The 16,147-nt window shown below is 41.3% G+C and carries 15 protein-coding genes; 11 read left to right on the top strand and 4 right to left on the bottom strand.

Annotation, left to right across the window (positions count from 1 at the left end; translation table 11 throughout):
- Positions 1–16 precede the first annotated feature (16 nt).
- From KSX81_RS16930 to KSX81_RS16915, 4 genes are all read right to left on the bottom strand, one after another.
- Positions 17–2,581: a glycoside hydrolase family 38 C-terminal domain-containing protein gene (locus KSX81_RS16930; RefSeq protein ID WP_004320982.1), complete on the bottom strand. Its 2,565-nt coding sequence runs from the start codon at positions 2,579–2,581 to the stop codon at positions 17–19.
- 12 nt (positions 2,582–2,593) lie between these two features.
- Positions 2,594–2,824, bottom strand: a complete 231-nt coding sequence (locus KSX81_RS16925; RefSeq protein ID WP_004301471.1) for a hypothetical protein — start codon at positions 2,822–2,824, stop codon at positions 2,594–2,596.
- Between the two features lie 77 nt (positions 2,825–2,901).
- Positions 2,902–3,426, bottom strand: a complete 525-nt coding sequence (locus KSX81_RS16920) for an RNA polymerase sigma-70 factor (protein WP_004301470.1) — start codon at positions 3,424–3,426, stop codon at positions 2,902–2,904.
- 192 nt (positions 3,427–3,618) lie between these two features.
- Positions 3,619–5,223 carry a DUF6377 domain-containing protein gene (locus tag KSX81_RS16915; protein WP_217725737.1) on the bottom strand — a complete coding sequence of 535 codons (1,605 nt, stop codon included), beginning with the start codon at positions 5,221–5,223 and terminating at the stop codon, positions 3,619–3,621.
- Between the two features lie 262 nt (positions 5,224–5,485).
- On the opposite strand from KSX81_RS16915, the gene KSX81_RS16910 reads away from it, so the two are divergent.
- The 11 genes from KSX81_RS16910 to KSX81_RS16860 all read left to right on the top strand — a co-directional run bounded on the left by KSX81_RS16910 (position 5,486) and on the right by KSX81_RS16860 (position 16,011).
- Entirely contained in the window at positions 5,486–5,863 is a 378-nt protein-coding gene (locus KSX81_RS16910; protein WP_004320983.1) for a hypothetical protein, read from the top strand.
- Positions 5,864–5,981: 118 nt separating this feature from the next.
- Complete coding sequence (locus tag KSX81_RS16905; protein WP_004301466.1) at positions 5,982–6,332, top strand: NADH-quinone oxidoreductase subunit A; 351 nt, start codon at positions 5,982–5,984, stop codon at positions 6,330–6,332.
- Entirely contained in the window at positions 6,323–6,925 is a 603-nt protein-coding gene (locus KSX81_RS16900; RefSeq protein ID WP_004301465.1) for an NADH-quinone oxidoreductase subunit B, read from the top strand. The genes KSX81_RS16905 and KSX81_RS16900 overlap by 10 nt, the downstream gene beginning before the upstream one ends.
- 27 nt (positions 6,926–6,952) lie before the next feature.
- Positions 6,953–8,545: an NADH-quinone oxidoreductase subunit D gene (locus KSX81_RS16895; RefSeq protein WP_004301464.1), complete on the top strand. Its 1,593-nt coding sequence runs from the start codon at positions 6,953–6,955 to the stop codon at positions 8,543–8,545.
- Between the two features lie 112 nt (positions 8,546–8,657).
- The gene (gene nuoH / locus KSX81_RS16890) at positions 8,658–9,734 is read left to right on the top strand and encodes an NADH-quinone oxidoreductase subunit NuoH (protein ID WP_004301463.1); all 1,077 of its coding nucleotides are present in this window, start codon (positions 8,658–8,660) and stop codon (positions 9,732–9,734) included.
- Positions 9,735–9,746: 12 nt separating this feature from the next.
- A complete protein-coding gene (locus tag KSX81_RS16885) occupies positions 9,747–10,235 on the top strand; it encodes a 4Fe-4S binding protein (protein ID WP_004320984.1) in 489 nt (162 codons plus the stop codon).
- A gap of 2 nt (positions 10,236–10,237) precedes the next feature.
- Positions 10,238–10,750, top strand: a complete 513-nt coding sequence (locus KSX81_RS16880; protein WP_004301461.1) for an NADH-quinone oxidoreductase subunit J — start codon at positions 10,238–10,240, stop codon at positions 10,748–10,750.
- 32 nt (positions 10,751–10,782) lie between these two features.
- The gene (gene nuoK / locus KSX81_RS16875; RefSeq protein ID WP_004301460.1) at positions 10,783–11,091 is read left to right on the top strand and encodes an NADH-quinone oxidoreductase subunit NuoK; all 309 of its coding nucleotides are present in this window, start codon (positions 10,783–10,785) and stop codon (positions 11,089–11,091) included.
- Between the two features lie 55 nt (positions 11,092–11,146).
- Positions 11,147–13,036 carry an NADH-quinone oxidoreductase subunit L gene (gene nuoL, locus KSX81_RS16870; RefSeq protein ID WP_004301459.1) on the top strand — a complete coding sequence of 630 codons (1,890 nt, stop codon included), beginning with the start codon at positions 11,147–11,149 and terminating at the stop codon, positions 13,034–13,036.
- Positions 13,037–13,049: 13 nt separating this feature from the next.
- Positions 13,050–14,534 (top strand): NuoM family protein, encoded by a 1,485-nt coding sequence (locus tag KSX81_RS16865; protein ID WP_004305342.1) that lies wholly within the window; start codon positions 13,050–13,052, stop codon positions 14,532–14,534.
- A 37-nt stretch (positions 14,535–14,571) separates the two neighbouring features.
- The gene (locus tag KSX81_RS16860; RefSeq protein WP_004301457.1) at positions 14,572–16,011 is read left to right on the top strand and encodes an NADH-quinone oxidoreductase subunit N; all 1,440 of its coding nucleotides are present in this window, start codon (positions 14,572–14,574) and stop codon (positions 16,009–16,011) included.
- Positions 16,012–16,147 lie beyond the last annotated feature (136 nt).

The raw sequence follows: 16,147 nt of genomic DNA, 5'->3' as shown, positions 1-16,147 counted from the left end.
CAATAATCTAATTATTTTAAGTCAAACTAAGAACGAAAGTCTTAATACCAAACCGAGGCATTGAAATCGTCATTTCCGATTTACCTGCACGTGTTTTTATCTTCTTTCTTTCGATACATTGTCCATTCAAATCAACTTCCTCCACTCCGGATAATGGCATGTCAATGGTAACCTTTTGTAATTTTTCGTCCCCTTCAGAATTGAACAGGCGCAATAGTACCTTTCCATCTTTCATTTGAAGAGCACTCACTTGATAACCAGTATTCTGTAAATCAATAAATGATTTCGATTCCGGTTTTGCCACTGGATAGCAAGAATGCAGCAATGGTTCATTCCAACAATCGCTATCATCTGCGATTGATGCTTTGTCCCATTTGCCACGATGAGGTATAATTGCATACTTCATCCTCAAAGGGTGTGTTATTTTATAATCAGGTCCCCAAAGTCCTCCACCCGAATATTGAGCAGTCAGTCCTAATGGATAGTCCTCTCCATAAGAATAAGAAGTAGTATGGTCTGATAATAAAGCCAGAGCATAGTCGCCTTCCTGTTCAGCCAAGTCAACCCAATGAAGTATAATATTATGTTTGATTTGATCCCAAGAACCAAAGAAAGTATCAGTCAGTTTGCTTTCGCATACATCAAACGGTGCATTTTTATAAACACGGGGAGAATGTAAATCAGTCGGGAATAATACACTTAGTTTAAACCGATCGTCACAATAAGCCCGACGATTATCACGCCAACGTTCCTCTTTATATTCACCAATACCTACATTCTTTTTCCAGCCAACCGTCAAATCAAAATCGATTCGTCTCGTTCCTTTAGTGAGAGTGATTACCTGTGTAAACGGATGGGAAGCAATCTCACCCTCTATCTTAATTTTTTGCTCATATACATTATCCCTTACTACTGTCAGCTTGGCCGGAGTCTCTATAGAAGAACGAAATTTGCCTTCTTCATAAAAAAAGCCTCGTAACTCCCCTAAAGCATATTTCTCCGTTTTACCTGCAAAATCCTTATTCCCTTCTTTTTTAGCTATCAGGCTTTTTATGGTTCCTCCCTTTGATAAGTCAAAAACAATTTTATACATATCATTTTCAACCACGTATTCCTGTTTATTCACCTTATTACCTTCCAAAACGAATCTACTCTCCGAAGCCTCTTTCTTACCGGCTTCTTTCTTTTTTATACAATACGTGGAATAACCAAAGGGAGGAATCTCTGCCTCAAAAAATAATCTTATCTCTTTACCTTCATTTTCTACCAAACAACCTATATCTTTACCTTTCCAGTCATAAACACTTAAATCCGCATTTTCAGATTCCGTAGGCAGAAGAACACTTACGATTTCCTTTCTTCTCATTCCTAATGTATTAAAAACACGTATATATTGCTGTTGAGCATTATTTTGCGGAATAAACTTTTCATTAAAGCTCTGCATAGATGCCTCAATAATTCCATCTGCAAGATGATTGGTACTGTCTGTCCATCGCTTAATCTGATCAGCCCATGTTCCTTTTCTATTCAGTCCATTATAAGGCACAATCCACGAATCATGATGTTGTGCCAACATCAGTGTACGCCAAGCCTCATCCATATCTGCTTGTCGACAAATATATTTATTTTCCAGATAAGCCATTACAGACATTTTCTCTGCCATGACAATTCTATTTTCTGAAACGCGTACTTCTTGCGCTATTTTTTGCAAAACCTGACTTCCCCACATAAGATTCACATGTATATCTTCCTGTGAAAAATACCAGTTATCATCCGTTTTTCCGATGGAGACATTTTCAATGTAATCTCTCCATGTCATATATATAGAGTTATTTTTTGTGTTCTTTCCACTTCCCAGCCATGGGCCGTTTTTCCATCCCGCATCCTGAAAACACATACCAACGGGGTGTTTGATACCTGCGTTACGGCAATCTTTTAAATAAGCATCCGAATTTCCCCAAGCAGTTGTCTGCCAAGTTGATCCCGGCTCTAGTTTTTCACAAGCATATCTGGGAACGGTCAAGATTGCAGTCCCGTCCGGTCCCACCCAATTAACCAATTCTCCGCCATAAGCAGCAGTATACCCTCCCCAACAGGTATTGGGACATTTTAATACAGCATATTTAAAGCCGAATTGTTTAAGGATTTGTGGCAAGCAACTTGTGAAGCAAGGTTCTTCTACCGAATAGGTTACAAAATCGACCCCCGGAAAATGTGTGTTTATTTTAGCAATACCATATTGAAACTGTCTTATTATACTCTCTCCCGAGATATTATAGCAATAAGGCTGTGCATAAGTAGGATTCGTAAACTCTACCTGATTACTAGTAGCCATCTCTTTAAAACGCAAATAAGCCTCCGGAGTCTGCACTCTGACTGTATCCCATGTTTCAGGCTCTATCTCCATACAAATCCGCCAGTCCGGATGCATAGCCAGCTGATCCACAATGAATTGAGTTTTCCACTTTACCGGATAATGTCCATATATCCCGCCATGATACCCATCAACAAAATAAGCTTGTTGAGAATAAACATTTGCATAAAAGAAAACAGTCAGTAATATGATATAAATTTTACTCATAGTATCCTAAAGCTATTTATCTTTGTGTTGCTCCATTCTACGCATAAATTCATATAATTTATGTTGGACAACTTCTTTATTATTTTCATATTCCGGAGATATCCAATCAACGAGTGCCAGCAAATTCTGAATTTCTATAAATTCTTCCTTCAGCCTTTCGTTGTTTTCCACTTCTATGAGAAACTCTGTTTTTTCATCAGAAGTAAATTCATCCGCAAAATATTTATTCAGACAATTCTCCATATACACAGTCCTTTTTTATCAAAGAACGATTATCTCAATAAATACCCCTAAAAAATACCGATAAAATCATTAAAAAGTTATGCAGCCAATGTTACATTGAGTTTTGCTCTCAACTTTTTTAGTGCTATTCCCATCTGACATTCCACTGTATTTACCGAAATGCCCAAACGTTCGGATATTTCCCTATACTTCAATCCTTCCATGCGGCTTAACAAAAATATGTCACGACATCTTTTAGGCAAACTATTGATAGCATCCCGTATCAGTTTCTCCATCTGATTTCTTTCTGATATATCATATACATCAAAACGATCCAAAGATTGCAATTTCAGATTCAACTCAATCTCAAAAGAAGCCTTCACATTCTCGACATACTTTTGCTCGAATACTTTATGCTTTAAATAATCCAAACATTTGTTTCTTACAAGCCTGAAAAGATAAGCATTCATATTCTCAATATGATTCATTGACTCTCTCTTTTCCCATAAGTCTGTAAACACATCTTGTGTTATGTTCTCCGCATCCTCTTCCGACATCACAAATTCTTTTGCAAACCGAACTAGTTTGGGATAATAAATAAGATACAATTCTGAAAAACTCATAGTTGTGTGTTTCTTTAGATTAGTATTCAGTTATCAAAAATCTTGTGATGCAAATATAGAGATGAAAAAAGCCTACTTCTTAATGGAAGTAGGCGGGAAAGTAAACGTTTTACAGATCAATTATTATATATACATTTAATAATCAACAGTTTATAACAAGACCATTTTTTAGTTTTGGTAAACCGGATAGAATCATTTTTGAGACAAAGAACCAAGCATTTTTACCTCCTCCTCAAAGATATTACTATCAAGAGTGGACATTCTCTTCACTTTACTCTTATAATTATAGATTGTCTGCACAGAATAATGCAAAAATACAGCAATCTGTCCAACATCGGTAATTCCTAACCGTATCAATGCAAATATGCGTAATTCTGTATTCAGTTGATCTTTTTCCAAACGGTAGCGTTCTTCCGATTTCAACTGAGAATTAAACTCGACTACAAAATTTGGGTACAATTTAAAGAACGCTTTATCAAAGTTATGATAAAGTTCTTCAAGTTCCTTTTCAAAAGGACGGGAAGATGATTTATATAAATCATCAATTTGTCCGGTCTTGATTTTTCTATTCACATTCTTCCTGTACTCATCGAGCTTATTAATATAAACGGCACATTGATTCATAAAATACCCAACATACTTCTCCTTAATCAAATTAGCTTCGTCAAGGTTCTTATTCAACCCGACCAGTTCTTCATTCATGGCTTTAAGATGCCGCTTAGCCCGAGATACAATTTTTGTTTGTTTATATGTAAAATACAGGGTGATGGCAAGAGCTACCACAAACAAGCTAGTCAGAAATATATAGAAACGAAGATTCTGTTTTTGTTTTTCCAACCGGATTAAGTACGTGTTCTCAATAATCGGATGTATACGGGCAATGACCGTATTCTTAAAACGGGAATTATAAAAGATAGCATCATCCAACGCTACTTTTATATAATTATACGCTCTGTCTATATCTCCCTTATGATATAAATTAACTGCTAATGTCAACAAAGCCTCATTCTCTTTTACGGCTAATTTTGTATCTGTCATAGCAGCCAGCATTAGAAACTTTTCCTCCAGTATATAATTCCCTGTTAACCGATAGGCCCTTGCAAGTCCCATAGCCATCATAGCATATCCATGAGATGCCGGTTCCTGTTTATTATATATCTCTTTCAGAATCAGAAGAGCCTCTTTTGTACTCCCTTTATCTTGAAGCTTTACAGCTTTTTCTTTTCTATATTCATCCGACTGGTCAAATAAAATACTCATAACAGTATCTCGATAAGCTTCTTTTTCTGCTATATACTCATTTGAGAATCGTACATCGTCCGTGTATTTAATAAGATTCTCATAATAACGTATACGATTCCAGCAATACAAAGCTTTAAGATGATCGGGTAAATCGGCACACCTAATCGACTTAAAAATATCATTAGCTTGAATAAACAAACCTGATAAAGAATAGACAAAAGCCAACCGAAGCTGCTCTTCCAAAAGATATTCTTTATTACCAATTATTTTTGCTATATCAATATTCTCATGAATATATTGTTCCGCCGAGTCACAAACAAAAGTCTCATATTGGTGGATAATTTCTTTATTTAAATTATATATATCCTCCAATGAATTAAGACCAACCTTCTTTTTCTTCAATTCTTTTATGGTGGCTTCTTTTTTCTGGGTATATATCAAACGTTCAGAAATCACTTTGTCCAACACCTTCAACAAAGAATCATTCTCACTATCTGCATAGAGATAAAACAAGGAGTTTAGAAGGAAAAATAAAAACCAAAGTGTGCGTTTCATATTAGTATATTCTTTCTTAATCTGCAAAAAAATGTATTTTATTTGTGTAATTCGCAAAAAAGAGCATAAATCATTCTTTTTATTGCATCTTTTAACAAATAAAGATAATAGAGATTATCCTATTCTAAAACGAGATTTGTGAAACCATACTGACTAAAAAACGAATCGTAAAGAAGCGGAGTTAAAAAAAGCTTTTTTGCCACTCGGACTTTGCAAAAAGTATAAATATTAGTTCTATATTTGCAGCCGTTAAAGGAGAAAGATGAAACAAAACTTAAAATTCGGACTACTTTTAGTATTGGCTTTGCTTATCCATTGTGCAACTAACGGAGCAATGGAAGATATGTGCAAAGTTTCCTCCCCGACTTATCGGCAGGAGAAATGCTACGTGTCGCAAGATTGTCCGATACAAAATGCTTTAGAACGTCTTTACAACCTTTACGCTACCCAATCTTGTGATATGAGTCACACGGACGTCACGCATGTCCCGACAAATAAAAGCGTACTGTTGCCAGTTGCTTTTTCCGGAGAACATCACAATTCTCAAAGACCGTACCACTCTTCATCTTCTCATCCCCCAACGTGCTATTATGATCCTATCTCCTATTATATATATGGGTTAAGAAAGATAGTCATTTAGCCTACAGTACAGTAGACTCTTTTACTCGTCATTTATTACAGTTGGTTTTATTCTCCACAGGGCGAATAGACTAATTGTTTATTTCTATATAATATTCAATCTAAACAGCTATTGAATTATGAATTTTACATTTTTAGTTGTTGTTTTACTGACAGCGCTTGCTTTTGTCGGTGTAGTAGTAGCTCTTTCGCGTGCTATTTCTCCCCGTTCATACAATCTGCAAAAGTTTGAGGCTTATGAATGTGGTATACCGACACGTGGTAAATCATGGATGCAGTTTCGCGTAGGCTACTACCTGTTTGCCATCCTATTTCTTATGTTCGATGTCGAAACTGCTTTACTGTTCCCATGGGCAGTAGTTATGCACGACATGGGACCACAGGGACTTATTAGTGTTCTCTTCTTCTTTATCATTTTAGTTCTGGGTCTTGCTTATGCCTGGAGGAAAGGAGCTTTGGAATGGAAATAACCAAAAAGCCAAAAATAAAATCTATTCCGTATGATGAGTTTATCGACAATGAATCATTGGAAAAGTTGGTCAAAGAACTTAATGCAGGAGGAGCAAACGTTGCCCTCGGAGTTCTTGACGACTTTATCAACTGGGGACGCAGTAACTCACTGTGGCCGCTTACCTTTGCAACCAGTTGTTGCGGTATCGAATTTATGGCACTGGGTGCCGCGCGTTATGACATGGCCCGCTTTGGGTTTGAAGTAGCACGTGCCAGTCCGCGCCAGGCTGATATGATTATGGTATGCGGAACAATCACCAATAAAATGGCTCCGGTACTGAAACGACTCTATGACCAGATGCCCGATCCGAAGTATGTGGTTGCCGTAGGCGGATGCGCCGTCAGCGGAGGTCCTTTCAAAAAGTCTTATCACGTGGTAAACGGAGTGGACAAGATTCTTCCGGTAGATGTATATATTCCCGGATGCCCGCCACGTCCTGAAGCTTTTTATTATGGCATGATGCAATTGCAACGCAAAGTGAAAATAGAGAAGTTCTTTGGTGGAGTAAACAGAAAAGAGAAGAAACCGGATTATTTAAAAAATGAAGAATGATTCTACATTCTGTAATTTAAAGGATTTATGCAAGAAATACAATTTATAGCCCCTGCAGCGTTACACGACGAGATGCTGCGCTTGCGAAATGATAAACAGATGGACTTTCTCGAAAGCCTCACCGGTATGGACTGGGGAGTAGCCGATGAGAAAGACACTCCGGAAAAACTCCGCGGTTTAGGCGTGGTCTACCATCTGGAATCGACCATTACAGGCGAACGGATAGCACTAAAAACAGCGACAACCAACCGCGAGCTACCTGAAATTCCATCTGTCAGCGACATTTGGAAGATAGCCGACTTCTATGAACGTGAAGTTTTTGATTTTTATGGTATCACCTTCGTAGGTCATCCTGACATGCGCCGACTTTATCTGCGTAACGATTGGATAGGTTATCCAATGCGCAAAGATAATGATCCGGAAAAGGATAACCCATTGTGTATGACCAATGAAGAGACGTTTGATACGACTCAAGAAATAGAACTGAACCCCGACGGAACCATCAAAAACAAAGAGATGAAGCTGTTCGGTGAAGAAGAGTATGTAGTTAACATCGGTCCGCAACACCCTGCTACTCATGGGGTAATGCGTTTCCGTGTTTCTCTGGAAGGTGAAATCATTCGTAAGATTGATGCGAACTGCGGTTATATTCACCGGGGCATCGAGAAAATGAATGAAAGCCTTACCTACCCTCAAACATTGGCCTTGACAGACCGTCTTGACTATCTGGGTGCACACCAGAACCGCCATGCACTGTGTATGTGTATTGAAAAAGCCATGGGCGTTGAGGTTAGCGAACGTGTGAAGTATATCCGTACTATTATGGATGAATTGCAACGTATCGACTCTCACTTGCTATTCTATTCTTGTCTTGCCATGGACTTAGGAGCGTTGACGGCATTTTTCTATGGATTCCGTGACCGTGAGAAGATTCTCGACATCTTTGAAGAGACTTGTGGCGGACGTCTGATAATGAACTACAATACCATTGGCGGTGTACAGGCTGACCTTCATCCTAACTTCGTCAAACGAGTAAAAGAGTTCATTCCTTATATGAGGGGAATCATCCACGAATATCACGATATATTTACGGGTAACATCATCGCACAAAGCCGCATGAAAGGTGTCGGTGTGTTAAGCCGCGAAGATGCCATCTCTTTCGGTTGTACCGGAGGTACAGGCCGTGCTTCAGGATGGGCGTGTGACGTACGTAAACGAATGCCATACGGTGTATACGACAAAGTAGATTTCAAAGAAATTGTTTATACGGAGGGTGACTGCTTTGCCCGTTACCTAGTGCGTATGGATGAAATCATGGAAAGTCTGAACATCATCGAACAATTAATAGACAATATTCCCGAAGGACCTTATCAGGAGAAGATGAAGCCTATCATCCGTGTTCCGGAAGGCAGTTATTATGCTGCAGTAGAAGGAAGTCGTGGTGAATTTGGTGTCTTCCTTGAAAGCCAGGGTGACAAAATGCCCTACCGCCTGCACTACCGTGCTACGGGATTGCCGCTTGTTGCCGCAATCGACACCATCTGCCGGGGAACGAAGATTGCCGACTTAATTGCTATTGGCGGAACAATTGATTATGTCGTTCCGGATATTGATAGATAAAAAACAAGTATTAAGTAACAGGTATCAAGTATTAACCGACTATACAATATAAAAGGTCATTTCCTGCATGGAATTAATACTTAATACTTAAAACCTAATCATTAAAAAATATATGTTCGACTTTAGTATAGTAACAAACTGGATACATGAGCTACTACTCTCCATTATGCCGGAGGGATTAGCCATCTTTATAGAATGTGTAGCTGTCGGCGTGTGCCTCGTAGCACTATATGCCATCCTGGCTATCATATTGATCTACATGGAGCGTAAAGTTTGCGGTTTCTTCCAGTGTCGTCTTGGTCCGAACCGCGTTGGTAAATGGGGTTCTATTCAAGTGGTCTGCGACGTACTCAAGATGATGACCAAAGAAATCTTCATGCCGAAGGGTGCCGATCATTTCCTTTACAATCTCGCTCCATTCATGGTGATTATCGCCTCATTCCTGACTTTCGCTTGTATTCCTTTTAATAAAGGTGCAGCGATTCTCGACTTTAATGTGGGCGTGTTCTTCCTGCTGGCAGCTTCCAGCATTGGAGTGGTCGGTATCTTGCTGGCCGGTTGGGGTAGTAACAACAAATTCTCTTTGATCGGTGCCATGCGAAGCGGTGCACAGATTATCAGTTACGAGCTTTCGGTTGGTATGAGTATTATGACGATGGTAGTGCTGATGGGAACCATGCAATTCTCTGAAATCGTAGAAGGGCAAGCTGATGGCTGGTTCATCTTCAAGGGACATATCCCTGCGGTAATAGCTTTCATCATCTATCTGATTGCCGGAAATGCAGAATGTAACCGTGGACCGTTCGACCTTCCCGAAGCGGAAAGTGAGCTGACTGCCGGATACCACACAGAATACTCCGGTATGGGTTTCGGTTTCTTCTATCTGGCAGAATATTTGAACCTGTTTATCGTGGCCAGTGTTGCCGCCACTATCTTCCTGGGAGGCTGGATGCCGTTACACATCGTCGGGCTGGATGGATTCAACGCTGTAATGGATTATATTCCGGGCTTTATCTGGTTCTTCGCTAAAGCATTCTTCGTGGTGTTCCTTCTGATGTGGATCAAATGGACGTTCCCACGTTTACGTATCGACCAGATTCTGAATCTGGAATGGAAATATCTGGTTCCAATTTCTATGGTAAATCTATTATTAATGGCATGCTGCGTAGCTTTCGGCTTCCACTTTTGATAAATGAAAATTATGGAATATAAAGATAAAAAATATACGTACTTAGGTGGTCTGATGCATGGCATCAGTACACTGGCAACGGGTATGAAAACCAGCATCAAGGTATACTTCCGTAAGAAAGTGACCGAGCAATATCCCGAAAACCGGAAAGAGCTGAAAATGTTCGACCGTTTCCGTGGTACGCTGAATATGCCCCACAATGAGAATAATGAACATCGCTGTGTAGCTTGCGGACTGTGTCAAATGGCTTGTCCGAACGATACCATCAAAGTGACCAGCGAAACCGTCGAAACAGAAGATGGAAAGAAAAAGAAAATCCTGGCAACCTATGAATATGATTTGGGCGCCTGTATGTTCTGCCAGCTCTGTGTCAATGCTTGTCCGCACGATGCCATCACGTTCGACCAGAACTTCGAACATGCAGTCTTCGACCGGACGAAACTTGTCCTGAAATTAAATCATGACGGTAGTAAAGTAATAGAAAAGAAAAAAGAAGTTTAGATATGGGATCAACACTTGAAACAGTAGTATTCTACTTTTTGGCAGCATTTATTATTGCAATGTCCATCATGACGGTGACTACCCAACGTATCGTACGCTCGGCTACCTACCTGCTCTTCGTGCTCTTCGGCACGGCCGGTATCTATTTTTTGCTGGGTTACACCTTCCTGGGGTCTGTTCAGATAATGGTTTATGCCGGTGGTATCGTCGTTCTTTATGTATTCTCCATCCTGTTGACCAGCGGAGAAGGTGATCGCGCCGAGAAAGCAAAACGAAGTAAGCTCCTGGCCGGGCTCATTACCATGATTGCCGGTTTAGCAATTATCCTGACTATCACGTTGAAACATAATTTCATGCAGACGGCTAATCTTGCCCCGCACGAGATCAACATTCATGCTATCGGGAACGCTTTGCTTAGTAGCGACAAATACGGTTATATATTACCTTTCGAAGCTGTCAGCATCCTGTTGCTGGCTTGTATCATCGGTGGTATCATAATTGCACGTAAGAGATAAACAAGTATTAACTATCAAAATAGAGTTCGAATATGATACACATGGAATATTATCTGGTAGTTTCTACCATCATGATGTTTGCAGGAATCTATGGATTCTTTACCCGCCGGAACACACTGGCTATCCTGATTTCTGTAGAGTTAATGCTGAATGCCACGGACATCAACTTTGCCGTGTTCAACCGTTTTCTCTTTCCGGAGGGAATGGAAGGCTATTTCTTTGCACTCTTTTCCATCGCCATCTCGGCTGCGGAAACTGCAGTAGCCATCGCCATCATGATTAACATTTATCGTAATCTCCGAAGCATCCAAGTGCGCAACTTGGACGAGTTGAAGTGGTGATTTGTTTCTCACCAAGAACAAATAATAATAAATCAAGTAATAAAAATAAAACTGTATGGAACTAACAATTCTAATACTCCTTCTTCCTTTCTTCTCCTTTCTCATACTGGGAATCGGAGGTAAATGGATGTCCCACCGGACAGCGGGCACAATTGGCACGCTGATACTGGGAGCAGTAGCGGTACTATCCTACGTTACAGCTATCCAATATTTCTCGGCTCCACGACTGGAAGACGGAACATTCGCCACACTGATACCTTACAACTTCACGTGGCTTCCTTTTACAGAGACCTTACACTTTGATTTGGGCATCCTGCTCGATCCTATATCAGTAATGATGTTGATTGTTATCTCTACCGTGTCACTGATGGTACATATCTACTCTTTCAGTTACATGAAAGGTGAGGTAGGTTTTCAACGTTATTATGCTTTCCTATCCCTGTTTACCATGTCTATGCTGGGATTGGTCGTTGCGACCAACATCTTCCAGATGTACCTTTTCTGGGAACTGGTGGGGGTAAGTTCTTACCTGCTAATCGGTTTTTATTATACAAAACCGGCTGCCATCGCTGCTTCCAAGAAAGCGTTTATTGTTACTCGCTTTGCTGATTTGGGTTTCCTGATCGGTATCCTGATTTACGGATATTATGGTGGTACATTCGGATTTACCCCGGACACGGTATCCTTGATAAGCGGTGGAGCTTCTATGCTCCCGTTGGCTCTCGGATTGATGTTTGTCGGTGGTGCCGGTAAAAGTGCCATGTTCCCGTTGCATATCTGGTTGCCGGATGCAATGGAAGGTCCTACTCCGGTCAGTGCATTGATTCATGCGGCTACAATGGTCGTTGCCGGTGTATATTTGGTGGCACGTATGTTCCCGCTTTTCATTGCCTATGCACCGAATACGTTGCACATGGTTGCTTGGGTAGGTGCATTCACCGCATTCTATGCAGCAAGTGTGGCTTGCGTACAATCAGATATTAAACGCGTACTGGCTTTCTCTACCATTTCACAGATTGGTTTCATGATGGTAGCTCTGGGTGTTTGTACTTCCATGGATCCTCACGAAGGAGGTTTGGGCTACATGGCTTCCATGTTCCACCTCTTCACACATGCTATGTTTAAGGCATTGCTCTTCCTCGGTGCAGGTAGTATCATTCATGCTGTACATTCTAACGAAATGTCCGCGATGGGAGGTTTACGCAAATATATGCCGATCACTCACTGGACATTCCTGATTGCTTGTCTTGCTATTGCCGGTATTCCTCCGTTCTCGGGTTTCTTCTCGAAAGACGAAATTCTGGCTGCTTGCTTCCAATACAGCCCTGTAATGGGATGGGTAATGACAGTAATTGCTGCGATGACTGCTTTCTATATGTTCCGTCTGTACTACGGTATTTTCTGGGGCAAGGAAAACAAAGAACTCCACGCACACCACACACCACATGAAAGTCCGCTGGCTATGACTTTCCCGCTAATGTTCCTGGCAGTAGTAACTTGTGGAGCCGGATTTATTCCTTTCGGACACTTCATCAGTTCGAATGGTGAATCTTATTCTATCCATCTCGATCCGTCGGTGGCTATTACGAGCGTTGTCATTGCGATTATTTCGATTGCAATCGCTACATGGATGTACAAGAATGCCAAACAACCAGTTGCCGATTCATTGGAAAAACAGTTCAAAGGTCTGCACAAGGCTGCTTATAACCGCTTCTATATTGACGATATATACCAGTTTATCACGCATAAGATTATCTTCCGCTGCATCTCTACTCCTATCGCATGGTTCGACCGTCATGTAGTGGATGGATTCTTTGATTTCCTGGCATGGGCAACCAACACAACAAGCGACGAGATCCGTGGTTTGCAGAGCGGTCAGGTACAACAATATGCATACGTGTTCCTTTGCGGTGCACTGGCACTTATCCTACTATTAATCTTATAAAGCACAGAACGATATGAATTTCTTATCAATATTCGTACTTATCCCCTTATTGATGCTGGCCGGACTCTGGGCAGCACGAGGAATCAAAGCCATCCGGGGGGTTATGGTTACTGGCGCATCGGCACTTCTGATTGCCTCCGTCGTACTTACATTCCTGTATCTGGGAGAGCGTAGTGCCGGAAACACGGCAGAAATGCTTTTCCGTGCAGATACGCTTTGGTATGCCCCACTTCACATATCCTATTCAGTAGGTGTTGACGGAATTTCGGTAGCCATGTTGTTATTGTCCGCTGTCATTGTGTTCACCGGTACATTCGCTTCCTGGCGTCTGCAACCGCTGACAAAAGAATATTTCCTCTGGTTCACCCTATTGTCTATGGGAGTATTCGGATTCTTTATATCCGTCGATTTATTCACCATGTTCATGTTCTACGAAATCGCATTGATACCGATGTACCTGTTGATTGGTGTATGGGGATCAGGACGTAAAGAATATGCAGCCATGAAGCTGACCCTCATGTTGATGGGTGGTTCTGCCTTCCTGCTGATCGGTATTCTCGGAATCTATTTTGGTTCGGGAGCAACGACCATGAATCTTCTTGAAATCGCACAGTTGCACAACATACCTTTTGCACAGCAATGCATCTGGTTCCCGCTGACTTTCCTTGGTTTCGGTGTATTAGGTGCCCTTTTCCCGTTCCATACATGGAGCCCTGACGGTCACGCTTCTGCCCCGACTGCCGTATCTATGCTTCATGCCGGAGTATTGATGAAACTGGGAGGTTACGGATGTTTCCGTATCGCCATGTATCTGATGCCGGAAGCCGCCAACGAACTTTCCTGGATATTCCTGATATTGACAGGTATCTCTGTAGTTTACGGTGCATTCTCCGCTTGCGTACAGACCGACTTGAAATATATTAATGCTTATTCATCCGTATCTCACTGCGGACTGGTTCTTTTCGCTATTCTGATGCTGAATCAGACAGCAGCAACAGGAGCTATCCTTCAGATGCTTTCACACGGATTGATGACAGCCTTATTCTTTGCTCTTATCGGTATGATTTATGGACGTACACACACACGTGACGTTCGCGAGCTTGCCGGCTTAATGAAAGTGATGCCGTTCCTTAGTGTATGTTATGTAATTGCCGGTCTTGCCAACCTCGGTCTGCCGGGATTAAGTGGTTTTATTGCTGAAATGACTATTTTCGTCGGCTCTTTCCAGAACAACGACCAGTTCCACCGTGTACTGACTATCATCGCTTGTTCTTCGATTGTGATTACTGCAGTCTACATTCTGCGTCTGGTAGGTAAAATTCTATACGGAACCTGCACCAACAAACATCATCTCGAACTGACTGATGCGACTTGGGACGAACGTGTAGCCGTTATCTGCCTCATCGTTTGTGTAGCCGGACTAGGTATGGCTCCTTTCTGGGTTAGCCACATGATTGGTGAAAGTGTACTCCCCGTAGTCTCACAACTGATTCCATAACCTTTAATTTTTAATCTTTAATAATTAATTTGTAAATATGGATTATTCACAATTTCTATATATGCGAGAAGAGCTGTCGCTCATAGCTGTCCTACTGCTGCTATTTCTAGCTGACCTCTTCATGAGTCCGGATGCACACAAAAATGGTGGGAAAGCACGCCTGAACACAATGTTGCCCGTTATTCTGATGGCTATCCATACAGCTATCAACTTAATTCCGGGGACTGCTGCCGATGCATTCGGCGGTATGTATCATTATGTACCGATGCACACAGTGGTTAAATCCATCCTGAACGTCGGCACACTGATTGTTTTCCTGATGGCGCACGAATGGATGAAAAGAGAAGATACTTCATTCAAGCAAGGAGAATTCTATGTACTTACACTCTCTACCTTGTTTGGTATGTACCTCATGATTTCCGCCGGACATTTCCTGATGTTCTTCATCGGACTCGAAACAGCTTCTATTCCGATGGCAGCATTGATTGCCTTCGATAAATACCGTCACAACTCTGCCGAAGCAGGTGCCAAATACATTCTGACAGCTCTTTTCTCCAGTGCATTGCTGTTATTTGGTCTGTCCATGATCTATGGTTCTGCCGGGACTCTTTATTTCGATGACCTCCCTGCTCATATCGACGGAAATCCGTTACAGATCATGGCATTTGTATTCTTCTTCACAGGAATGGCATTCAAGTTATCACTGGTTCCGTTCCACTTATGGACAGCAGACGTTTACGAAGGTGCTCCGAGTGCAGTTACCGCTTATTTAAGTGTTATATCAAAAGGATCGGCAGCATTTGTATTATTGGCTGTCCTTATCAAAGTATTCGCTCCAATGATTAATGACTGGCAGGAAGTACTTTATTGGGTAACCATCGCTTCTATCACTATTGCAAATATATTTGCTGTCCGTCAGCAAAACCTGAAACGTTTGATGGCGTTCTCCAGTATTTCGCAAGCGGGATATATTATGTTAGGCGTTATCGGTGGTACGGCACAAGGCATGACGGCATTGGTATATTATGTATTAGTGTACGCTGCCGCCAACCTCGGAGTATTTGCCGTTATCACTATCGTGGCATTACGCAGTCAGAAATTCACGCTCGAAGATTACGCAGGACTTTATAAAACGAATCCCAAAATCGCTCTCTTGATGACTCTGTCTCTGTTCTCATTGGCAGGCATCCCTCCGTTTGCCGGATTCTTCTCTAAGTTCTTTATCTTCATGGCTGCTTTCGATGCAGGTTTCCACTTGCTGGTATTCATCGCATTGGTAAATACAGTGATTTCGTTGTATTACTATCTATTGATTGTAAAAGCAATGTATATCACTCCTTCCGACAACCCAATTCCTACTTTCCGCAGCGACCGCTGCACAAAATGGGGACTGGCACTTTGCACGCTGGGTATCATCGGACTGGGTATTGCAAGTATTGTATATCAATCCATCGATAAACTGTCGTTCGGAATTTAAACGGACTACACCTTTTCACCAAAGAAACGGTCTTGGTTTCATGTCAGTATCAATCGACATCAAAACCAAGACCGTCTCTTTTATATAAAACCCACTTTTATTAATGAGGAAGGAAGATATTCACCTGCCTCATTAC

Source organism: Bacteroides sp. MSK.18.37 (genome assembly GCF_019129155.2).
Taxonomy (GTDB): Bacteria; Bacteroidota; Bacteroidia; order Bacteroidales; family Bacteroidaceae; genus Bacteroides; species Bacteroides ovatus.
Note: the sequence above shows the minus strand (reverse complement) of the source record. Positions and strands in the feature narration are given on the sequence as shown.